The 17,586-nt window shown below is 62.2% G+C and carries 16 protein-coding genes; 8 read left to right on the top strand and 8 right to left on the bottom strand.

Features of this window, described 5'->3' with window-relative positions; all coding sequences use genetic code 11:
• The first annotated feature begins 22 nt into the window (after positions 1-22).
• On the top strand, positions 23-667 hold the full coding sequence (locus Q8L50_RS03425) for a glutathione S-transferase family protein (protein ID WP_305347252.1): 645 nt from the start codon (positions 23-25) through the stop codon (positions 665-667).
• A gap of 157 nt (positions 668-824) precedes the next feature.
• Here Q8L50_RS03425 and Q8L50_RS03420 read toward each other — a convergent pair whose 3' ends face one another.
• The 5 genes from Q8L50_RS03420 to Q8L50_RS03400 all read right to left on the bottom strand — a co-directional run bounded on the left by Q8L50_RS03420 (position 825) and on the right by Q8L50_RS03400 (position 5,957).
• On the bottom strand, positions 825-3,080 hold the full coding sequence (locus tag Q8L50_RS03420) for a hypothetical protein (protein ID WP_305347251.1): 2,256 nt from the start codon (positions 3,078-3,080) through the stop codon (positions 825-827).
• Between the two features lie 93 nt (positions 3,081-3,173).
• Complete coding sequence (locus Q8L50_RS03415) at positions 3,174-3,746, bottom strand: chromate transporter (RefSeq protein ID WP_305347250.1); 573 nt, start codon at positions 3,744-3,746, stop codon at positions 3,174-3,176.
• On the bottom strand, positions 3,743-4,324 hold the full coding sequence (locus Q8L50_RS03410; protein ID WP_305347249.1) for a chromate transporter: 582 nt from the start codon (positions 4,322-4,324) through the stop codon (positions 3,743-3,745). Before Q8L50_RS03410 ends, Q8L50_RS03415 begins: the two co-directional genes overlap by 4 nt.
• Positions 4,325-4,481: 157 nt before the next feature.
• Positions 4,482-5,426 carry a helix-turn-helix domain-containing GNAT family N-acetyltransferase gene (locus Q8L50_RS03405; protein WP_305347248.1) on the bottom strand — a complete coding sequence of 315 codons (945 nt, stop codon included), beginning with the start codon at positions 5,424-5,426 and terminating at the stop codon, positions 4,482-4,484.
• A 54-nt stretch (positions 5,427-5,480) separates the two neighbouring features.
• Positions 5,481-5,957, bottom strand: a complete 477-nt coding sequence (locus Q8L50_RS03400; protein ID WP_305347247.1) for a MarR family winged helix-turn-helix transcriptional regulator — start codon at positions 5,955-5,957, stop codon at positions 5,481-5,483.
• 63 nt (positions 5,958-6,020) lie between these two features.
• Between Q8L50_RS03400 and Q8L50_RS03395 the strand changes: the two genes are divergently transcribed.
• The 5 genes from Q8L50_RS03395 to Q8L50_RS03375 are packed head-to-tail and all read left to right on the top strand — an operon-like array spanning position 6,021 to position 11,184.
• A complete protein-coding gene (locus Q8L50_RS03395) occupies positions 6,021-6,539 on the top strand; it encodes a flavin reductase family protein (RefSeq protein ID WP_305347246.1) in 519 nt (172 codons plus the stop codon).
• A 15-nt stretch (positions 6,540-6,554) separates the two neighbouring features.
• Positions 6,555-7,601 carry a peptidase M29 gene (locus Q8L50_RS03390; RefSeq protein WP_305347245.1) on the top strand — a complete coding sequence of 349 codons (1,047 nt, stop codon included), beginning with the start codon at positions 6,555-6,557 and terminating at the stop codon, positions 7,599-7,601.
• Positions 7,602-7,603: 2 nt separating this feature from the next.
• Entirely contained in the window at positions 7,604-8,386 is a 783-nt protein-coding gene (locus Q8L50_RS03385; protein ID WP_305347244.1) for an alpha/beta fold hydrolase, read from the top strand.
• Positions 8,387-8,401: 15 nt separating this feature from the next.
• On the top strand, positions 8,402-9,688 hold the full coding sequence (locus Q8L50_RS03380; protein WP_305347243.1) for an acyl-CoA dehydrogenase family protein: 1,287 nt from the start codon (positions 8,402-8,404) through the stop codon (positions 9,686-9,688).
• A gap of 11 nt (positions 9,689-9,699) precedes the next feature.
• The gene (locus Q8L50_RS03375) at positions 9,700-11,184 is read left to right on the top strand and encodes a class I adenylate-forming enzyme family protein (protein WP_305347242.1); all 1,485 of its coding nucleotides are present in this window, start codon (positions 9,700-9,702) and stop codon (positions 11,182-11,184) included.
• Here Q8L50_RS03375 and Q8L50_RS03370 read toward each other — a convergent pair.
• Positions 11,178-13,337: a 3-hydroxyacyl-CoA dehydrogenase NAD-binding domain-containing protein gene (locus tag Q8L50_RS03370; protein WP_305347241.1), complete on the bottom strand. Its 2,160-nt coding sequence runs from the start codon at positions 13,335-13,337 to the stop codon at positions 11,178-11,180. The two genes, Q8L50_RS03375 and Q8L50_RS03370, sit on opposite strands and share 7 nt — an antisense overlap.
• Complete coding sequence (locus tag Q8L50_RS03365) at positions 13,337-14,542, bottom strand: acetyl-CoA C-acetyltransferase (protein WP_305347240.1); 1,206 nt, start codon at positions 14,540-14,542, stop codon at positions 13,337-13,339. The genes Q8L50_RS03370 and Q8L50_RS03365 overlap by 1 nt, the downstream gene beginning before the upstream one ends.
• Positions 14,543-14,635: 93 nt before the next feature.
• Between Q8L50_RS03365 and Q8L50_RS03360 the strand changes: the two genes are divergently transcribed.
• Together Q8L50_RS03360 and Q8L50_RS03355 are read left to right on the top strand one after the other, a co-directional pair.
• Complete coding sequence (locus Q8L50_RS03360) at positions 14,636-15,721, top strand: dipeptidase (RefSeq protein ID WP_305347239.1); 1,086 nt, start codon at positions 14,636-14,638, stop codon at positions 15,719-15,721.
• 16 nt (positions 15,722-15,737) lie between these two features.
• Positions 15,738-16,907, top strand: coding sequence for an acyl-CoA dehydrogenase family protein (locus Q8L50_RS03355; RefSeq protein ID WP_305347238.1), 1,170 nt, complete (start codon positions 15,738-15,740; stop codon positions 16,905-16,907).
• A 168-nt stretch (positions 16,908-17,075) separates the two neighbouring features.
• On the opposite strand, the gene Q8L50_RS03350 is transcribed toward Q8L50_RS03355, so the two are convergent.
• Positions 17,076-17,246, bottom strand: a complete 171-nt coding sequence (locus tag Q8L50_RS03350) for a hypothetical protein (RefSeq protein ID WP_305347237.1) — start codon at positions 17,244-17,246, stop codon at positions 17,076-17,078.
• Between the last annotated feature and the right edge of the window lie 340 nt (positions 17,247-17,586).

Raw genomic sequence — 17,586 nt, 5'->3', positions numbered from 1 at the left:
TGATTCAATCCAGGAGAATTTCATGCTGACCCTCTGCGGCTTTCCCGTGTCCAACTACTACAACAAGGTCAAACTCGCGCTGCTCGAAAAAAATGTGCCGTTTACTGAAGAAGTGGTGCTGACCAAAAGTACCGATGAAGCGGTGCTCAACGCATCGCCGCTGGGCAAAATTCCGTTCATTCGCACCGAGCATGGCGGGCTGTGCGAAAGCCAGGCCATCCTGGACTACATCGAGGCCGCCTGGCCGCAGCCGCCGCTGTTGCCGTCTGATTCATTTGCAGCTGCCAAGGTACGCGAGCTGACCACCTTTATCGACTGGCACCTGGAGATGGTGGCGCGCCAGCTGTACGGGGCCGCGTTTTTTGGTGCCGAACCATTGAGCGAAGCCAATTTGGCCCGCATCCGCAAGCAGCTGGAGACCAACATCGCGGCCTTCAAAAAGCTGGCCAAATTTTCGCCCTTTGTGGCGGGTGACAGCTTCAGCCAGGCCGACTGCGCCGCTTTTGCCAATCTGCCGGTGGTCGGATTGGCCAGCAAGATTGCGTTTGGCGAAGATTTGCTGCTGGCCGGCGGCGTGGACTACAAGGCCTACGTAAAGCTGATTGGCGATCGGCCTTCCGCACAAAAGGTGGTGGCTGATCGCAAGGCATCGCAGACCAAGGCCTAGGAGCTTGGGCGGCAAAAACAGGGCCGACTGCGAAGCGACCGCAAGTGTCCATTTTTCCTGGTTTTTTTGCCCATAACTACGGCTATGGGGCCGTCGACCCGGCAAAAACTGTCCTTAGCGTGCTTACTTTTCGCTTCAACGCCGGCCGCCCAAGCTCCTAGAGCAGGTAGCCGCCCACACGTTGCAGCAGTGCCTCTGCCTCTGCATAGCGGCCCAGGCCCTGCAACAGCCTGGCCATGGCCAGATCGCTGCGGACAATCAGGTCGGTGTTGATTGCCACGCTTTCCGCTGGACTCAAAGCGGTGGTCGATTGGGCCAGGCGCCGCGAATGATCGGCTTTGGACGGCAGACCTCCGGCCGCGTTCAACAAGGCCAACTGGGTCAGCGCCCGCGCCTTTTCCGGTCCGGATTTGGCTTCGAGCTGTGTTTGAATGCTGGTGACCATTGCTTGCAACTGCTCATCGGCCGCATTGTCCGATAGCTGGGCCACGCTACGCAACCACGTTGCACGTTCAAACAGATTCGGATTTTTACCCACTTCCGCCAAAGCCGCGTCAAGGCTTTGCCGCGCCTTGTCCGCCTGCCCCATTTGCTGCTTGACCTGGTGATCAATGGCGTAAAGGCGTACCAGGGCCCAGGCATCAGGCGCCTGTTTGATCAAGCCCTCAACCTGAGCGGCACTTGCCTGGGCTTTCGACCACATGCCCAGCTTGACTCTTGCGGCCGCTTCGTTGGCAAACACCGTTGCCATGGAAACTGCCAGATCGCCCATGGCCGCATTGGGCTGACCGGGGCCAGTTACGGATTTCAGTGCATCGGCTGCCAGGGACAGAAAGTTCCTGGATATTTCAGGCGCTATCTGCCCGCCCTGGCTCAAAATGGCGGCCACGCTGCCCAGCAGCTGCACCCGCTCGACCGCATTGCCCGAGGCAAGAATTTTGGTTTTCAGCTCGTCGCTGACCACGCGTGCGGGGCCGATTTCGCGCCTTTGTATTGCCCAAGCACTGGCCCTGATGTCTGCATTCCTGAGGGCTGTAGCGGCTTCGGGTTCCGACGCCGCGTTGTGGGTGGACAGAGCCGCCTTCAGAACCTCTTTGGCGCGCGCGGATTGTCCAATTTCGGCCAGCACCCTGGCAAACTCGGCCGTCAGAACCTGCTTGGTCTGTTTCGGCACTGCAGTGCTGCCTGCGCTTACCCCGGCGGCATTGCCACCGGCCGTGCCACCGGAACTGCCAGCCGCCGTGCCACCAGAATTGCCAGTGGAACTGCCGCCACTAAACGAGATGCCGTTTGCCGCCGTGTTGCCACTGGCGCGCGCAACACCCGACGGACTACCGCCAGCAGTAGCGCTACCGCCAGAACCTGCCGAACTGGTCGGGTTGTCAATGGCGCTGTCAATGGCATCGTTTGCCGCCTGGCTGGCAGAGCTGCCGGCCTTGCCGCCGACAGCGCCACCAGCCATCGCCCGATCGGCCGTGGTGTTGCCCACTGATTTGGCGAGCGTCTTCGAGGCCGCCAGGGCCTGCTCAAGAGTCAGCTGCTTGCCCCCTGTTGGCTTGCCGGCTGCAGCCTGCATCAATGGGTCGTCGACGTCCGGGTCTCCCGTGCTGCCAGGAGCGCCGGGTGAGCCGGCAGCGCCGCCCGTCGCGCTATCGGCATCAGCGCCGGCGGCCTGGGCTGTCTTTTCAAGGCTGTCGGCAGTCATGGCCTTTGGCTGGCCGTCCTTGGTGCTTGCCGATTTTCCCCACGGAAGGCCGTCTGGCGACAAACCTTTGCCGCCCACGAAGGCCACCACCAGTAAAGCAAGCACACCGACGGCTTTCACCACACCCGACAACCCGCCCTTTTTTCTTTTGATGCCGTATTCCGCTTCAATCTCCTCGCGGACCTTGGCGCGCATGGCGGCTTCCATGGAATCGCGTGTGCGCTTCTCGCTTTCCTTGGCGGACTTGGCTTGTTCGTATTCTATTTTTCCGCGCTCCTGCTCCATCATCTTGCGGCGCAGCAGAAACTCGGGGGTGACCTTGTCCACAAATATATTGCAGCTCGGACACTGGCGATTTTCAGGCAACACGATGCGCTTGTCGCAGGCAGGGCAAACATAGGTGCCGTCGTAATTGCCGGCCATCGCGGCCTGGATGCTCAGGATCGGGGTAACTTCCACCAACAGACCGGCTGCGCCAAACTGGACTTTGGCAAGATCGGCTTTTTCGCGCGTAACCCCGGCGCCCACTTTGGCGCTGGGGGAGCTGGCCAGCACTTTGAGCAGGCGCTCGATACGCTCCGGCGCAATACCTGAGGCTTCGCGTGCAAGCCGCTCAATATCCTCCATGCGGGCTCCGGACGGCACGGTGATCACAACATCAAAAAGCGGCGTGGCCGATTCAACGGGGGCTTCGGTGGGTTCAGACATGCAGGTTCCAGTTCCCGAATTGATTGTTTGTGTACGGAAGTGTATCGGAGTGTTAGTGATATACGTGTGACATTTGGCCCTCCGGAGGCACTGTTACACCCACCCTAACCACCCCAGTACAGCACCCGCACCGAGCAAGTACAACAGGTGAATCTTACTGCGCCAGACGATCAGCGCGGTAGCCGCCGCCGCCAGCCACAGTGGCCAGTCGGCGAGGCGGTAGTTGCTGCCGGTCGCCAGAATGTAGCCGGTGGAAATCAGCAGGGCAATCACAATCGGCGCCATGCCCTGTTTGAAGGCACGGACTCCGCGCAGCGTGCGATTGCGGTGCCCCCAGCTGGCGGCCAGGTAAGTCAGGGTGGTGCTGGGCAGCAAAATCCCGAGCATGGCGATAAATACGCCCAGCAGCCCGGTCAGCGGACCACCCGCGTTCAGACCCACCTGCCAGCCCATCAATGCCACAAACAACACGTTGGGCCCCGGTGCGGCCTGCGCAATGGCCACCGAGGCACTGAATTGCGGGTCGGTCAGCCAATGACGTCCATCCACCAGATAGCGGTGCATGTCGGGCGCTGTCGTGATGGCGCCGCCCACCGACAGCAGAGACAAGACCAGAAAGTGCCCGAACATGGCCAGCCAGTCGCTCCACAGCAAACTGATGGTCATCGCGCAAGCTTTCTGTAGGTCATGGCGCAAGCCACCAAGCCCAGGCCCAGCAGCACGTAGGCCAGCGGCAGGCGCAGCAGGGCAACACCGGTAAAACAGGCCATGGCCAGCGCGATGCAGATGGGCAGCCCGAGCGGGTGAAGTTTTAGCGCCCCCATCAGCTTCAAACCTGTAGCGGCAATCAGACCTGCGGCCACCGCACCCATGCCGCGAAGCGCCCCCGCAACGCCCGGGTGATGCGCGAACTGGGCATAAACCAGCGCCAGCAACAGCACCACCACCAGCGGTACGGTCAGCATGCCAGCCAGCGCGGCCAGCGCACCTGGCAGACCGAAGTAACGATGTCCGATCATCAATGAGAGGTTGACCACATTGGGGCCCGGCATGATTTGCGCCACGGCCCATTCCTCGACGAATTCCTCTCGCGTCAACCAGCGCTTTTTTTCGACCAGCTCACGCTGGACCACGGCCAACACACCGCCGAAACCCTGTAGCGCCAACAGGGTGAACGAGACGAACAGGTCGGTCAGCGATTGGGGTGTCGGGCGAGCGTCTTGTTCAGGGGGCAAGGCAATCATGGGCCAATTATCACTGGAGCGGTCGCCGCAGCGCGGGTGGCCACACATAATCCGTCGGCAATCAAAACAAGGCAGCCAGCAAGCACGCGCACAGGTCTTCGCCGAGAAAAAGGCTGCGCAGCAAGGCCAGATGCTGCCGGTCAGGAAAAGCTGTTGCTCACAGCCTGAGCGCCCATGTTTCGCCAACAAGGTTCTGGCCGAAGCCGGTGTAGGGCCCGCTCTTGACGAGCTTGAAGCCGCGCCGGGCATAGATGTCCCGCGCGCCGCCCAGGCAACTGTTGGTCCAGAGCACCATTTTTTTGTAGCCCTTGCCGCGTGCGAAGGCGATGCACTCGTCGGTCAGCAGGGCGCCCAATCCGCGGCCCCGTGCCTGCGGCGTCAGGATCAGCATGCGCAACTGGGCGACTGTGGCGGATTTGCGCACCACGAAGACCGAGCCCACGCGCTGCCCGTCCAGTTCAGCGATCCAGCAGCGTTCCCATTCGGGCTGGTGCTTGCGCAGGTAGCCGGCAACGATGTCTGCCACCAGGGCTTCGAACTCGCTGTTCCAGCCGTATTCTCTCGCGTAAATTTCACCGTGCTGCTGCACTACCCAGCCCATGTCGCCGGGCTGTGGATCACGCAGGATCGCGGGCGGGGGAGCTTCGCTGGCCCGGGCAGGATCGAGCAGGCGCTGCACCGTGGCCAGCGCATCGGTCAGCGCCTGCTGCGCAGGCGCGGGCAGGGGCGCGAGCAGGGCAGCGGCCTCGTCGCGCGAGCGCTGCTGCAGCGGGGCAAACACCTGGTAGCCCGCTTCCGTCAGGCGCAGCAGGCTTTGCCGCGCGTCAGCCGGCGAGACTGCGCGCTCCATCCAGCCTTTGGATTGGAAGCGGCGCAGGATGCGGCTCAGGTAGCCGGCGTCCAGTGCCAGGTCACGTCCCAGCTCGGCCGCTGTCGGCTGGTCGCGGTGCGCCAGTTCATACAGCACCCGCAGTTCGGTCAGCGAAAACGCGCTGCCCAGGTAGGGCGCCAGCACGCCGATACGCTGGGTATAGAAGCGGTTGAAGCCGCGCACGGCCTTGATGTGGGTGGCGGTGACTGATTTGATGGGGTCGGCGTTCATGGCCGCTATCATCTCCAAATTAGTTGACCGAGTCAACGAATGGCTACCCGAACCTTAACCTTCCTGCCTGTCTCCGCGGCTGATCAGGGTCCGCAGGATTTTTTTCAAAGCAGTGACATCGCGCTCGCTGAAGCCCTGGAGCAAGGCGTCTTCATGCACTTTGGCTTGAGCCAGCAGGGCTGCCACCGTGGCGCGCCCCTGTTTCGTCTCAAACACCAACGTGCGCCGTGCGTCAGCCGGGTCGGCGCCGCGTTGTACCCAGCCAGCTTTTTCCATGCGCTGCACCAGCTTGGTCAGCGTCGGTTGTTGCGCCAGGATTTCGCGCGCCAACTCGCCGATGGTCAGGCCGTCACCGTCCGACAGCGTGGCCAGTAGCCGCCACTCCAACGGACCCAGCCCGGCGGCCCTCACCTGGGCATGAAACTCCCTGTAGACGGTATGGCTGGCACGCGCGAGCAGGTAGGACAGATAACCGTCGATGAACCTGTCAGGCGGTAGACGACAGGCGGGGGCGGGGGGTGTGCGGCTCACGGTGTGTCGGAAGGAAAGGTGTTGTACTTGCGATTTACATGAATATTCATATATTATCCGCAGATGAATGCCGCCTTGCAAGCCATCCCGCAGATCGCCTCACCCCTGGACAGCCGGACGCTGCGCACTGCGCTGGGACAGTTCGCGACCGGCATCACCGTGGTCACCACGCGTTCGGGTGACGGAGGGTTTGTCGGTCTCACCGTCAATTCGTTTTCAGCCCTGTCACTTGAGCCGCCGCTGATCCTCTGGTCGTTGCGCTGCAGCTCGCCCAGCCTGCCGGTGTTTGAAAACGCAGAGCGCTTTGTCGTCAACGTGCTGGCCGAAGCACAGGTCGAGGTCTCCCGACGCTTTGCCCTGCCGATGGCCGACAAGTTTGACGGCGTGGCACATGCGGAAAACGCCTGGGGCCAGCCGCTGCTTCATGGCGCCGCCGCCTGGTTCGAATGCCGCACCGTGTCGCGGCAGATCGCCGGTGACCATTGCCTGTTTATTGCCGAGGTCGAGCGTTTCACCTTGTCGGAAACGGCGCCCCTGCTGTTTCACGCAGGCGCCTATTTCGCCCTGGGTTCACGCCTTTAAACAAGGAAGTTTTTCATGTTGCAGGAACGCATTGAAGCCCGCTGGATAGACTGTTTTGCCGAAACCTTTGCGCTGTGCGGGGTGAAGGCGGGCGACACGGCAGCCATCCTGTCCGAGACGCAGTCACGGCCAGTCAATGTGCATCTGGCTGAACTTGCACTGGCGCGCCTGGGTGCGCGGGCTTTTCATCTGGTGCTGGCCACGCCGCGTTTGGCCGCGCCGGTGCCGGTGCGTTCCACCGGCGCATCGGATGCCATCGGCCAGCTCGCACCGGTGGTGCAGGCGCTGGCCGCATGTACCTTCGTGGCAGACCTGACGGTTGAAGGGCTGCTGCATGCTGCTGAACTGCCAGACATCCTTACAGGTGGCGCCCGCGTGTTGATGGTGTCGAACGAACACCCCGAGATCCTCGAGCGCTGCCTGCCCGATCCGGCGCTTGAGTCCAAGGTCAAAGCCGGCATCAAATTGCTGCGGAACGCAAAAACCATGCGTGTCACCTCGCCGGCGGGCACCGACCTGCGTATTTCGCTGGCCGGTGCGCAGGCCGGAGGCGGCTGGGGCTACACCGCCCGGCCAGGCACCATCTCGCACTGGCCCGGCGGCCTGTGCCTGGCTTTTCCGGCCAAAGGCAGCGTCAACGGCACCCTGGTGCTGGCCCCCGGCGATGTCAACCTGACCTTCAAGCGTTATCTCGAACAGCCTGTGGTGCTGACGATCGAAAACGACTTTGTGACCGACATCGCCGGCCAGAACGTGGATGCCGATCTGATGCGCAGCTACTGGGCGGCCTGGGGTGACCGCGAGGCCTATGCCGTCTCGCACCTGGGCTGGGGCATGAACCCGAAGGCGCGCTGGGACGCCATGGCGATGTATGACAAGAAAGATTTCAACGGCTCGGAGCTGCGCGCCTTTGCCGGTAATTTTCTCTATTCGACAGGCGCCAATGAAGTGGCCGGCCGCCATACGCTGGGGCACTTCTACCTGCCGCTGCGCGGCTGCACCGTTCTTCTCGACGATCAGGTGATCGTGGACGCCGGGCGCCTGGTCGGTGACCTGGCCTGAACATGTTGCTGCCCGCCTATCTTGAACAGGGGGATGGCGACACCGCCGTATTCATGCTGCACGGCGTGGGCGGCGGCAAGGAGGCGTGGGCGCGCAACCAGCCGATGCTGGCCGCCGCCGCTTATCGCGCAGTGGCCTGGGACATGCCGGGTTATGGTGCGTCGCCATCCATTTCGCCCTGTACCAACGCGCTGCTGGCCGATGCACTGAAAGAGCTGATCATGCACATAGGCGCCAAGCGCAACGTGCTGCTGGGCCACAGCATGGGTGGCATGATTGCGCAGGAAGTCGCGGCGCTGTATCCCGCGCTGGTGCACGGACTGGTCCTCTACAGCACATCGCCGGCCTTCGGCAAGGCCGATGGCGCCTGGCAGCAGCAGTTTTTGCAAAGCCGCTTCGCGCCGCTGGACCAGGGTCTGGGCATGGCAGGTCTGGCCGAAAAGATCGTGCCGACCATGTTTGCGCCCGGTGCTGATCCAGCGCGACTGGCCGAAGCCGGCGCACTCATGGCGGGCATTCCCGCAGACAGTTACCGCGCCGCGCTGTCGGCCATCGTGTCATTCAACCGCTTGAGCGCGCTCACCGATATTGCTGTGCCGACCTTGTGTCTGGCCGGCGAACTGGACCTGAATGCGCCGCCTGCGGTGCTTGAAAAAATGGCCAGCCGCATAAACGGCGCGCAGTACGCATGCCTTCCCGGCGTCGGCCACATCGCCAACATCGAGCAGCCCGCGCTATTCAACAGCGCGGTGCTTGGTTTCCTGAAACACCACTTTTCGACCTGAACCCGAGGATTTGCCATGTCCGCCTTACCTGTTTCTCCACCGTCTGCCGGTCGTTACACCCCACCCTCGATTGCCGGCGACTACAGCGCACTGACGCCCAAACAAAGCGAGCTGCTGGCGATTGCCTCGCGGCTCGGGCGCGAAAAGTTTGCACCACGCGCGCAGCAGATTGACCGCGACGCGGTGTTCCCGTTCGAGAACTATGCCGACCTGCGCGAGGCCGGGCTGCTCGGCATTTGCGTGCCCGAAGAACACGGCGGCTGGGGCGCTGACTTTGCGACCTACGTGATGACCGCCGCCGAAATTGGCCGCCATTGCGGCGCGACCGCGCTGACGCTCAACATGCATGTGAGCTCGACCATGTGGACTGGCTTCATCGCCGATGACCTGGACATGGCGCCGGAGCAGCGCGTCAATCATGAGGCCCACCGCAAGGTGCATTACCAGCGTGTGATAGGGGAGGGCAAGGTCTATTCCCAGCCTTTCTCCGAAGGCGGCGCTGCAGCGGCGGGCAAGGCGCCATTCGGCACGCTGGCCAAAAAAGTGGAGGGCGGTTATCTCGTCAACGGCAAAAAGATTTTTGCCTCGCTCGCTGGCGCAGCGGATTACTACGGCATTTTGTGCACGCTCGACAAGCCGGGCGCCACCCAGCGAGACTCTCTGTACCTCGCGGTCGATAGAAACCTGGAGGGTGTCAGCGTCACCGGCGACTGGGACCCGCTGGGCATGCGCGGCACAGTGTCGCGCACCTTGATTTTCAAAGACGTGTTTGTGCCGGAGATCGAGCGCCTGATTCCTGAGGGCGTTTATGCCCAGGCCGCGCTGCGCTGGCCCCACATGTTTGCCACCTTGTCGCCGACCTACATGGGCATAGCCCAGGCAGCCTATGATTTCACGGTGCAGTACCTGCGCGGCGAAGTGCCCGGCACGCCGCCGGTCAAGCGCCGGATGTACCCAACCAAACAAATTGCGGTGGCCGAAATGAAAGTCCGGCTCGAACAGACCCGCGCCATATTTCTGCAGAACGCCCGAGCCGCGCGTGTTGATCCGTCCAAGGAAATCCGCCTCGGGCTGTACGCGGCGCACTACACCATCATGGAAAACGCCAACGAGATCTGCCGCCTGGCGGTGCGCACCTGCGGTGGCCAGTCCATGCTCAAGACCCTGCCGCTGGAGCGCATGTACCGCGATTCACGCTGCGGCTCGCTGATGCTGCCGTGGACCGCCGAACTCTGCATCGACCGGTTGGGCCGGGAATGCCTGTACGAGCCGGGCGAGCAGGACGAGCAGGCCGTGCTCTAGCGGGACCGGGCGTGAATCTGGCCAGCGTCATCGAAGGTCACGCCGGGCAAACGCCCGCGCGTGTCGCACTGCATTTTGAAGGCGCCGACATCAGCTACGCCGGGCTGTGGGAGCGCACTGAATGCGCGGTCCGCGTGTTGCAGGCGGCGGAGGTGAAGCCCGGTGACCGTGTGGCCTGGCTGGGCCTCAATCATCCGGACCTGCTGGTGCTGCTGTTTGCGCTGGCACGACTGGGTGCCATCCTTTTGCCACTGAACTACCGCCTCGCGGCACCCGAGCTGCAGGCGATTCTGATGCACGCCGGTGTCAGCCTGTTGGTGGCCGGCGGCGTGCATGCCGATGCTGCGGATGCGCTGGCAGGCGCAACAGGCTGCGCTCGCCTTCAGGCGGATGCGCTGACGGACGAGGCGGATATGTCCTTCGGGAACCCGCCGCCGGTCGTCAATGGAAATACGCCGGTTTTGCTGGTCTACACCTCTGGTACCACTGGTCAGCCCAAGGGGGTGATCCATACCCAGGCGGGGCTGGTCTGGAATTGCAGAATTTCGGCCCATGCGCATGAGCTCACCGCCGATGACCATGTGCTCAGCGTGCTGCCCATGTTCCACGTCGGAGGTCTGTGCATCCAGACCTTGCCGGCCCTGTACGCCGGCGCGACGGTTACTTTGCACGCGCGTTTTGAAGCAGGCGCCTGGCTCGACGACGTGTCGCTGCGCCGGCCCAGCTTGTCCTTGCTGGTCCCGGCCACCTTGCGCGCCGTGCTGGATCATCCTGGTTTTGCGTCATCTGATCTTTCCTCACTCAAACTGCTGGCCGCGGGCTCCTCGACGATTCCTGCCTCCATGATTACGCCTTTTCACGCGCGTGGTGTTTCAGTCGGGCAGGTGTACGGCGCGACCGAAACCGGTCCTGTGTCCATTTACCTGCGCCGCGAGGACGCCATGGCGCATGTCGGCTCGGCCGGCAAGGCAGGCCTCCATGTGGAGGTGCGGCTGTTACGGAAGACCGGCGAGGACGCCGCCATCGGCGAAATAGGCGAGATATGGGTACGCGCCCCCAACCTGCTTGCCGGATACTGGAACGACCCCGGCAATCCGGTATTTGTAGACGGCTGGTTTCACACTGGCGATCTGGCGCGCCGCGACGTAGCCGGGTTTTACGAGGTGGTGGGCCGCTTGAAAGACATGATCATCTCGGGCGGCGAAAACGTCTACCCCGCCGAGATCGAAAACCTGCTGGCTGATTGCCCGCAGATTCTTGAAGCTGCCGTGGTGGGCCAGCCCGACGCGCGCTGGGGCGAGGTGGTGGTGGCGGTGGTGGTGCCCAAGCCGGGTGCTGCTCTCGATACCGCTGCAGTGATGCGGCTGTTCGACGGGCGGCTGGCGCGCTTCAAACATCCGAAACGTGTGCTGTTCTGCGACGCATTGCCCAAAACCGCATTGGGCAAGGTGCAGAAGGCGGGCCTGCTCGCTATCGCTACCACTGCCGCTCAGTAAACCGGCTGGTACTTCCTGATCGCGGCCTTCACCTCGTCGCTCAACACAAAGCCGGGGCCGAACTTCGCTGCCAGTTCTGCGGCGCGTTGCGCAAACGCATCCAGGCCCATGCCGTAAATGAACTGCATCGCCCCACCTGTCCATGCCGGAAAGCCGATGCCGAAGATGGAGCCGATGTTGGCGTCGTGCACGCTGGTCAGCACGTTTTCGCTCAGGCAGCGCGCGGTTTCCACGGCCTGGCGGTAGAGCAGGCGGTCTTTCAGGTCGGTGATGTTCCAGGCGGTCTCCGGTTTTTCGAACAGGACTTTGAGTTCCGGCCAGAGTGTTTTCTTCGCACCTTTTTCCGGCGGATAGTCGTAAAAACCGGCGCCGGCGGCGCGGCCATTGCGGTCAAACTCCTTGACCATGCGTTCAACAATCAACTCGCCAGGCGTCGCAATATAGGTTTTGCCTTCTGCCGCGTAATCGGCGCGGGTCTGGTCCAGCACATGCACGCTGAGCGACAGTGCCGTTTCATCGAGCACCGCCAGTGGGCCGACCGGCATGCCGCACTGAATACCGGCGTTTTCAATCGCGGCTGCCGGAATACCTTCGCCCAGCATGGCCGCGCCTTCCATCACAAAGGTGCCGAAGGTGCGGCTGGTGTAAAAACCGCGCGAGTCGTTGACCACAATCGGGATTTTGCCGAGCGCCTGAACAAAGTCGAACGCGCGGGCCACGGTTTCGTCGTCGGTCTGCTTGCCGCGGATGATCTCGACCAGCTTCATCTTGTCGACCGGGCTGAAGAAATGGATGCCTATGAATTTTTCGGGGCGCGCACTGGCTGTTGCCAGGCCGCTGATCGGCAGGGTGGATGTGTTCGATGCAAAAAATCCGCCCCCAGCCAGCAAGGGCTCGGCCTCCTGCGTGACCTTGGCTTTCAGGTCGCGGCGTTCATACACCGCTTCAATGATCAAATCGCAGCCCGCCAGTCCAGCAACCTGGTCGGTGGCGGTGATGCGGGAGAGCAGGGCGCTTTGATCAGGCGCACTCATGCGGCCCTTGTCCACACGTTGCTGCGTCAGTTTGGCGCTGTAGGCCTTGCCCGTATCGGCCTTGTCCTGGCTGACATCCCTGAGAACGGTGCTGATGCCCCGGCTGGCCTGCACATACGCAATGCCTGCACCCATCATGCCCGCGCCCAGCAAGCCGACTTTTTGTGGCTTGTAGCGCGGAATGCCCTTGGGCCGCGACTGACCGGACTTGATCGCGTTCATGTTGAAGAAAAACGTGTTGATCATTGCCTTGGCCACCGGCGTGACTGCCAGCCGGGCCAAGTAGCGGCTCTCTATGCGCAGTGCGGTGTCGTAGTCCACCTGGGCGCCTTCCACCATTGCTGCCAATGCCGCTTCAGGGGCGGGGTACAGGCCACGCGTCTTCTGCTTCAGAACGGCAGGCGCCACACTGAGCATGCCCGCCAGCTTGGGACTGGACGGCAAGCCGCCGGGCATTCTGTAGTTCTTGTCGTCCCAGGGGTGGTGCGCTGGCGCGGCGGCGCCATCGTGGGTGGCGATCCATGCCAGTGCCGCCGGACGCAACGCGGCGGCATCGGGTACCAGTTCCTGCACCAGGCCCAGCGCCAGCGCCTCATGCGGGTTGAATAATTTGCTTTCCAGAATGTAGGGTTGCGCTCCCATCAGGCCCAGCAGGCGCGTCATCTTGGTGATGCCACTGGCCCCGGGAATCAGGCCCAGCGTGATTTCGGGCAGGCCAAACTGGATCTTTTTGTCATCCACCGCGATGCGGTAGTGGCCGATCAACGCCACCTCCCAGCCGCCGCCCAGCGCCGCGCCATTGAGGCAGCTGACCACCGGCTTTCCCAGGGTCTCCAGCGTGCGGAAGTTCTTCTTCATGCGCTCGATTTCTGCGAACACCGCCGCGGCATCCGACACCTGGTTGCGCATCAGGCCCTTGAGGTCGGCTCCGGCAAAAAAAGTACTCTTGCTGGAGGCCAGAACGATGCCGCGTATGGCCTCGCGGTCCTTGAGCACCTGCGCGGTGACTTCGTTCAGGTCCTGCTGCCACTGCGCACACATGGTGTTGACGGGCGAGCCTTGCTCGTCGAAAGTGATCGTGGCGATACCGTCGGCCAGTTCGTATTGAAGAGTCTTCATCAAATTCTTTCAACAATTGTGGCAATGCCCATGCCGCCGCCCACACACAGCGTGGCCAGGCCGTAACGCAGCTTGCGCCGGTGCAGCTCGTCAATCAGGGTGCTGAGGATCATGGCGCCAGTGGCGCCCAGCGGGTGGCCCATGGCTATCGCGCCGCCATTGACATTGACCTTGTCGTGCGGCGCCTTCATTTCTTTCATGAAACGCATGACCACGGCGGCAAAGGCTTCGTTGACCTCGAACAGGTCGATCTGGTCTATCGTCATGCCCGCCTTGGCCAGTGCCTTGCGTGCGGCTGGCATTGGGCCGGTCAGCATGATGGTCGGGTCGGCCCCGCTGAGTGCTGCTGCCACGATACGTGCACGTGGCGTCAGTCGGTGCGTTTTTCCCGCGGCCTCCGAGCCGATCAATACAGCCGCCGCGCCGTCCACGATGCCCGAAGAATTGCCTGCGTGGTGGACGTGGTGGATGCGTTCGACCTGCGGGTAACGCGTCAGCGCCACCTGGTCAAAACCCATGGCGCCCATCTGTTCAAACGCTGGCTTGAGCGAGGCCAGGCCTTCCAGCGTGGTCTGCGGTTTGATGAATTCGTCCTGCGCCAGAATGGTCTGGTCAAGGAAGTCCTTGACCGGCACCACCGAATGATCGAAATAACCTGCCTCACGCGCTTTGGCAGCGCGTTTCTGGCTTTCCATCGCAAAGGCATCCACGTCGGCGCGGCTAAACCCTTCGATGGTGGCAATCAGGTCAGCGCCCACGCCTTGAGGCACGAACAAGGTCGCGCTGTTGGTTTCCGGGTCCTGCGCCCAAGCGCCGCCGTCCGAGCCGATGGGCACCCGGCTCATGCTTTCGACCCCGCCGGCCACCACCAGGTCTTCCCAGCCGGAGCGTACTTTTTGCGCGGCCATATTGACGGCCTCCAGGCCCGACGCGCAAAAACGGTTGATCTGCACGCCGGAGGCGCGGAAATCCCAGCCGGCCTTCAGCGCTGCCACCTTGGCAATCACCGAACCTTGTTCGCCAATCGGCGACACCACGCCCATCACCACATCGTCGACCTGGGCCGTGTCAAAGCCGTTGCGGCGCTGTAGCTCGGTCAGTACGCCGGCCAGCAGGTTGACGGGTTTGACCTCATGCAGGCTGCCGTCTTTTTTACCTTTGCCACGGGGTGTGCGTATGGCGTCGTAGATGAATGCTTCGGTCATGGGTGCTCCAGCTGGCAAAAGGCGATGATGGAGTATATTCATTTCACAAAGCAATCGCTTTGTGAAAATGGCGACAGCAGGAGGCGCAACAGCATGGAAAAGACCGAGATCAACCGCCGCCAGGTGGCATTGCTGGGCGCAGCCGCTTTGGCTGGACTGGCATCGCACGCAGGCGCACAGACCACCGTGCGCAAGCCCTACGTGGCCGACATGCATTCACATTACGGCATGTTCCTGCCGCGCTTGTTCGGTTTGGACCTGGACAAGCACATGCGTGAGAACGGCATCACGCTGCTGGCCTGGGCGGTGGTGGACGACCGCAAATGGATTTCGGCCAGCGGACGACTGGTGCAGGTCGAAGAGCCCAAGCCGGGCGCGATCTGGGTCTACTGGCAGGACCTGGTCAAGGACTACGAAGCGCGCCTTGCGCAATGGAAGGTCGCCAAGGCGCTGACCACCGCTGATGTGGACGGGGCACTGGCCGGTGAGCCGCGCGTGCTGCTGGCCTGCGAATCGGCCAACTTCATCGAAGGTGACATTGCTCGGCTGGCGCAGGCGCACGCCATGGGTGTGCGCCACATGCAGCTGGTGCACTACATCCGCACGCCGCTGGGCGACCATCAAACCGCCGCACCCCAGCATGGGCGCCTGACGCCGCTGGGCGCGCAGGTGGTGGCCGAATGCGCGCGGCTGGGCATGGTGGTGGACCTGGCGCACGGCACGGGATCGCTGGTCGATGGCGCAATGGACGCGTCGCCCGCAGCCATGGTCTGGTCGCACTCCTGGATCTCGCCAGTCGGCGGCACGCCCTCGGACGTGGGCTACATGGCTCGGTCACTGCCGCTGGCCCTTGCCCGCAAGATTGCAGCGCGTGGCGGTGCGATCGGCCTTTGGTGCCTGCGGCTGGGCAGCGACCCAGGCTACCCGGTGAACAGCAAGGCCGGCTACGCTGACGAGATCATGCGCATGTGCGACCTGGTCGGGCCAGAGCACGTGGCCTTCGGCACCGACATGGAAGGCGTATGGCCCAACCGGATGCTCAATGACTATGCCGACCTGCGGGACGTCATCGACAACCTGGGCAAGCGCGGCATCGGCGATGCCGTGCTCAACAACATATTTATTGGCAACTACGCGCGCATCGTCAAATCAGCGATGGCCGGTGCCAAGGCCGCCTGACCACGGAGGACATACCATGATCGAACGCACCCTTTTCAACAGCGACCACGAAGCCTTTCGCGACGCTTTTCGCAAGTTCTGCGACAAAGAAATTGCGCCTTTTCACGAGCAGTGGGAGGAGCAGGGTTATGTGGATCGCGCCGTCTGGAACAAGGCAGGCCTCAACGGGTTTTTATGCATGACCATGCCCGAAGCCTATGGCGGATCGGGCGCGGACAAGTTGTATTCAGTGGTTCAGATGGAAGAACTCGCATACGGCGGTTACAGCGGCATCGGCTACAGCCTGCACAGCGAAATTGTTGCCCCCTACATCCTTCATTACGGCACAGAGGCGCAGAAACTCAAGTACCTGCCCAAACTCGCCAGCGGCGAGATGGTGGGCGCGATTGCGATGAGTGAACCTGCTGCCGGCTCTGATCTGCAGGGCGTGAAAACCACGGCGATCAAACAGGCCGATGGCAGCTATTTGCTCAATGGCAGCAAAACCTTCATCACCAATGGCTGGCACGCCGACCTGGTGGTGGTGGTGGCCAAGACCAACCCGGCAGCGGGTGCGAAGGGCACCAGCCTGCTGCTGGTGGAGCGCGGCCTGCCCGGTTTTTCTGTCGGCAAGCGCCTGAAAAAACTGGGGCTCAAGGCCCAGGATACGTCGGAACTGTTTTTCTCGGATGTGCGTGTTCCCGCAGCCAATCTGCTGGGGGGCGAAACGCATGAAAACCGTGGTTTCATCTGCCTGATGGAGCAACTGCCCTGGGAGCGGCTGCAGATCGCCATCACAGCCGTCGCCTCTGCGCAGGCGGCCATCGACTGGACGGTGGCCTACGTGAAGGAACGCAAGGTCTTCGGTCAACCCGTGGCCAGCTACCAGAACACGCGTTACACGCTGGCCGAGTTGCAGACGCAGGTGCAGGTGGCGCGCGTCTTCGTCGACAAATGTACCGAACTGCTGGCTGTTGACAAGCTCGACACCGCCACTGCCAGCATGGCCAAGTACTGGACCACCGACCTGCAGTGCAGGGTCATGGATGAATGTGTGCAGCTCTTTGGCGGCTACGGCTATATGTGGGAGTACCCCATCACCCGCGCCTACGCCGACGCGCGTGTGCAGCGCATCTACGGAGGTACCAATGAGATCATGAAAGAAGTGATTTCAAGGTCCATGGGTCTGGGGGCCAAATCATCCTGACCCACGAAAAAAAGGACTCCGGATCATCCCGAAACCCTTTTTTGATGGGTCAACGCCGCCCTGGTAGACGTGGCGCCTGATGACAATTTTTTCGACCTCAACCCAGCGATTTGGCGCCAGGGAGGCTTCGCGGATTTTGACCCCGGCGCTGCCGGTTGGGTCCAGCACTCAGGAAGGGTCTTTGCTGCGGGTACGTCCCACGGCGCTGAAGATGCCAATCCCCAGAATCACCAGTGAGCCAATGCCGATGTAAATCGGCGGTACGCCCGCCACAAAGGCGCCCCATACCAGGCCGCCCAGAAAGATTGCAAAACCGACCATATAAAGTGCAAAAGACATGCTGCCTCCAGAAGTTGATGCCAGAGTATTGGCATGAGCGCGGTGTGCGCCTATCGGGTAGGAGCTTTTGCGGATGTGGGAGAAAGCCTACTGTCCCGCTTTGGAGCCCGGTGTGACCGCTGTGTGACAGGTTCTGAAAATTGACCCGTATTTCCGTCATTTGTCACACGGACAGGCCCTCAAACTGCCATGTGTCAGGAGATGACAAGCTGTAACTAAAAGATTAGCATGGGGCCATGCGAGGCAAGTTGCAAGCGCCCTGAGCGCGGTCAACGAGACAACCCAGAAGAATTCATACCTGATAAATCGCTACAGGGCTGGCCCATCTCCAGGACAGGGG

The organism is Polaromonas sp. (genome assembly GCF_030680935.1).
In the GTDB taxonomy this organism is placed as follows: Bacteria; Pseudomonadota; Gammaproteobacteria; order Burkholderiales; family Burkholderiaceae_C; genus Polaromonas.
This window is presented reverse-complemented; position numbering and strand designations above follow the sequence as displayed.

What these genes read in the sequence shown, in the direction of transcription:
- Q8L50_RS03425 (WP_305347252.1), top strand. Translation starts at nt 23, where the DNA reads ATGCTGACCCTCTGCGGCTTTCCCGTGTCCAACTACTACAACAAGGTC.
- Q8L50_RS03410 (WP_305347249.1), bottom strand. Translation starts at nt 4,324, where the DNA reads ATGATTGCCTTGCCCCCTGAACAAGACGCTCGCCCGACACCCCAATCG.
- Q8L50_RS03405 (WP_305347248.1), bottom strand. Translation starts at nt 5,426, where the DNA reads ATGAACGCCGACCCCATCAAATCAGTCACCGCCACCCACATCAAGGCC.
- Q8L50_RS03360 (WP_305347239.1), top strand. Translation starts at nt 14,636, where the DNA reads ATGGAAAAGACCGAGATCAACCGCCGCCAGGTGGCATTGCTGGGCGCA.
- Q8L50_RS03365 (WP_305347240.1), bottom strand. Translation starts at nt 14,542, where the DNA reads ATGACCGAAGCATTCATCTACGACGCCATACGCACACCCCGTGGCAAA.
- Q8L50_RS03390 (WP_305347245.1), top strand. Translation starts at nt 6,555, where the DNA reads ATGTTGCAGGAACGCATTGAAGCCCGCTGGATAGACTGTTTTGCCGAA.
- Q8L50_RS03355 (WP_305347238.1), top strand. Translation starts at nt 15,738, where the DNA reads ATGATCGAACGCACCCTTTTCAACAGCGACCACGAAGCCTTTCGCGAC.
- Q8L50_RS03350 (WP_305347237.1), bottom strand. Translation starts at nt 17,246, where the DNA reads ATGTCTTTTGCACTTTATATGGTCGGTTTTGCAATCTTTCTGGGCGGC.
- Q8L50_RS03395 (WP_305347246.1), top strand. Translation starts at nt 6,021, where the DNA reads ATGAATGCCGCCTTGCAAGCCATCCCGCAGATCGCCTCACCCCTGGAC.
- Q8L50_RS03380 (WP_305347243.1), top strand. Translation starts at nt 8,402, where the DNA reads ATGTCCGCCTTACCTGTTTCTCCACCGTCTGCCGGTCGTTACACCCCA.
- Q8L50_RS03385 (WP_305347244.1), top strand. Translation starts at nt 7,604, where the DNA reads ATGTTGCTGCCCGCCTATCTTGAACAGGGGGATGGCGACACCGCCGTA.
- Q8L50_RS03420 (WP_305347251.1), bottom strand. Translation starts at nt 3,080, where the DNA reads ATGTCTGAACCCACCGAAGCCCCCGTTGAATCGGCCACGCCGCTTTTT.
- Q8L50_RS03370 (WP_305347241.1), bottom strand. Translation starts at nt 13,337, where the DNA reads ATGAAGACTCTTCAATACGAACTGGCCGACGGTATCGCCACGATCACT.
- Q8L50_RS03415 (WP_305347250.1), bottom strand. Translation starts at nt 3,746, where the DNA reads ATGACCATCAGTTTGCTGTGGAGCGACTGGCTGGCCATGTTCGGGCAC.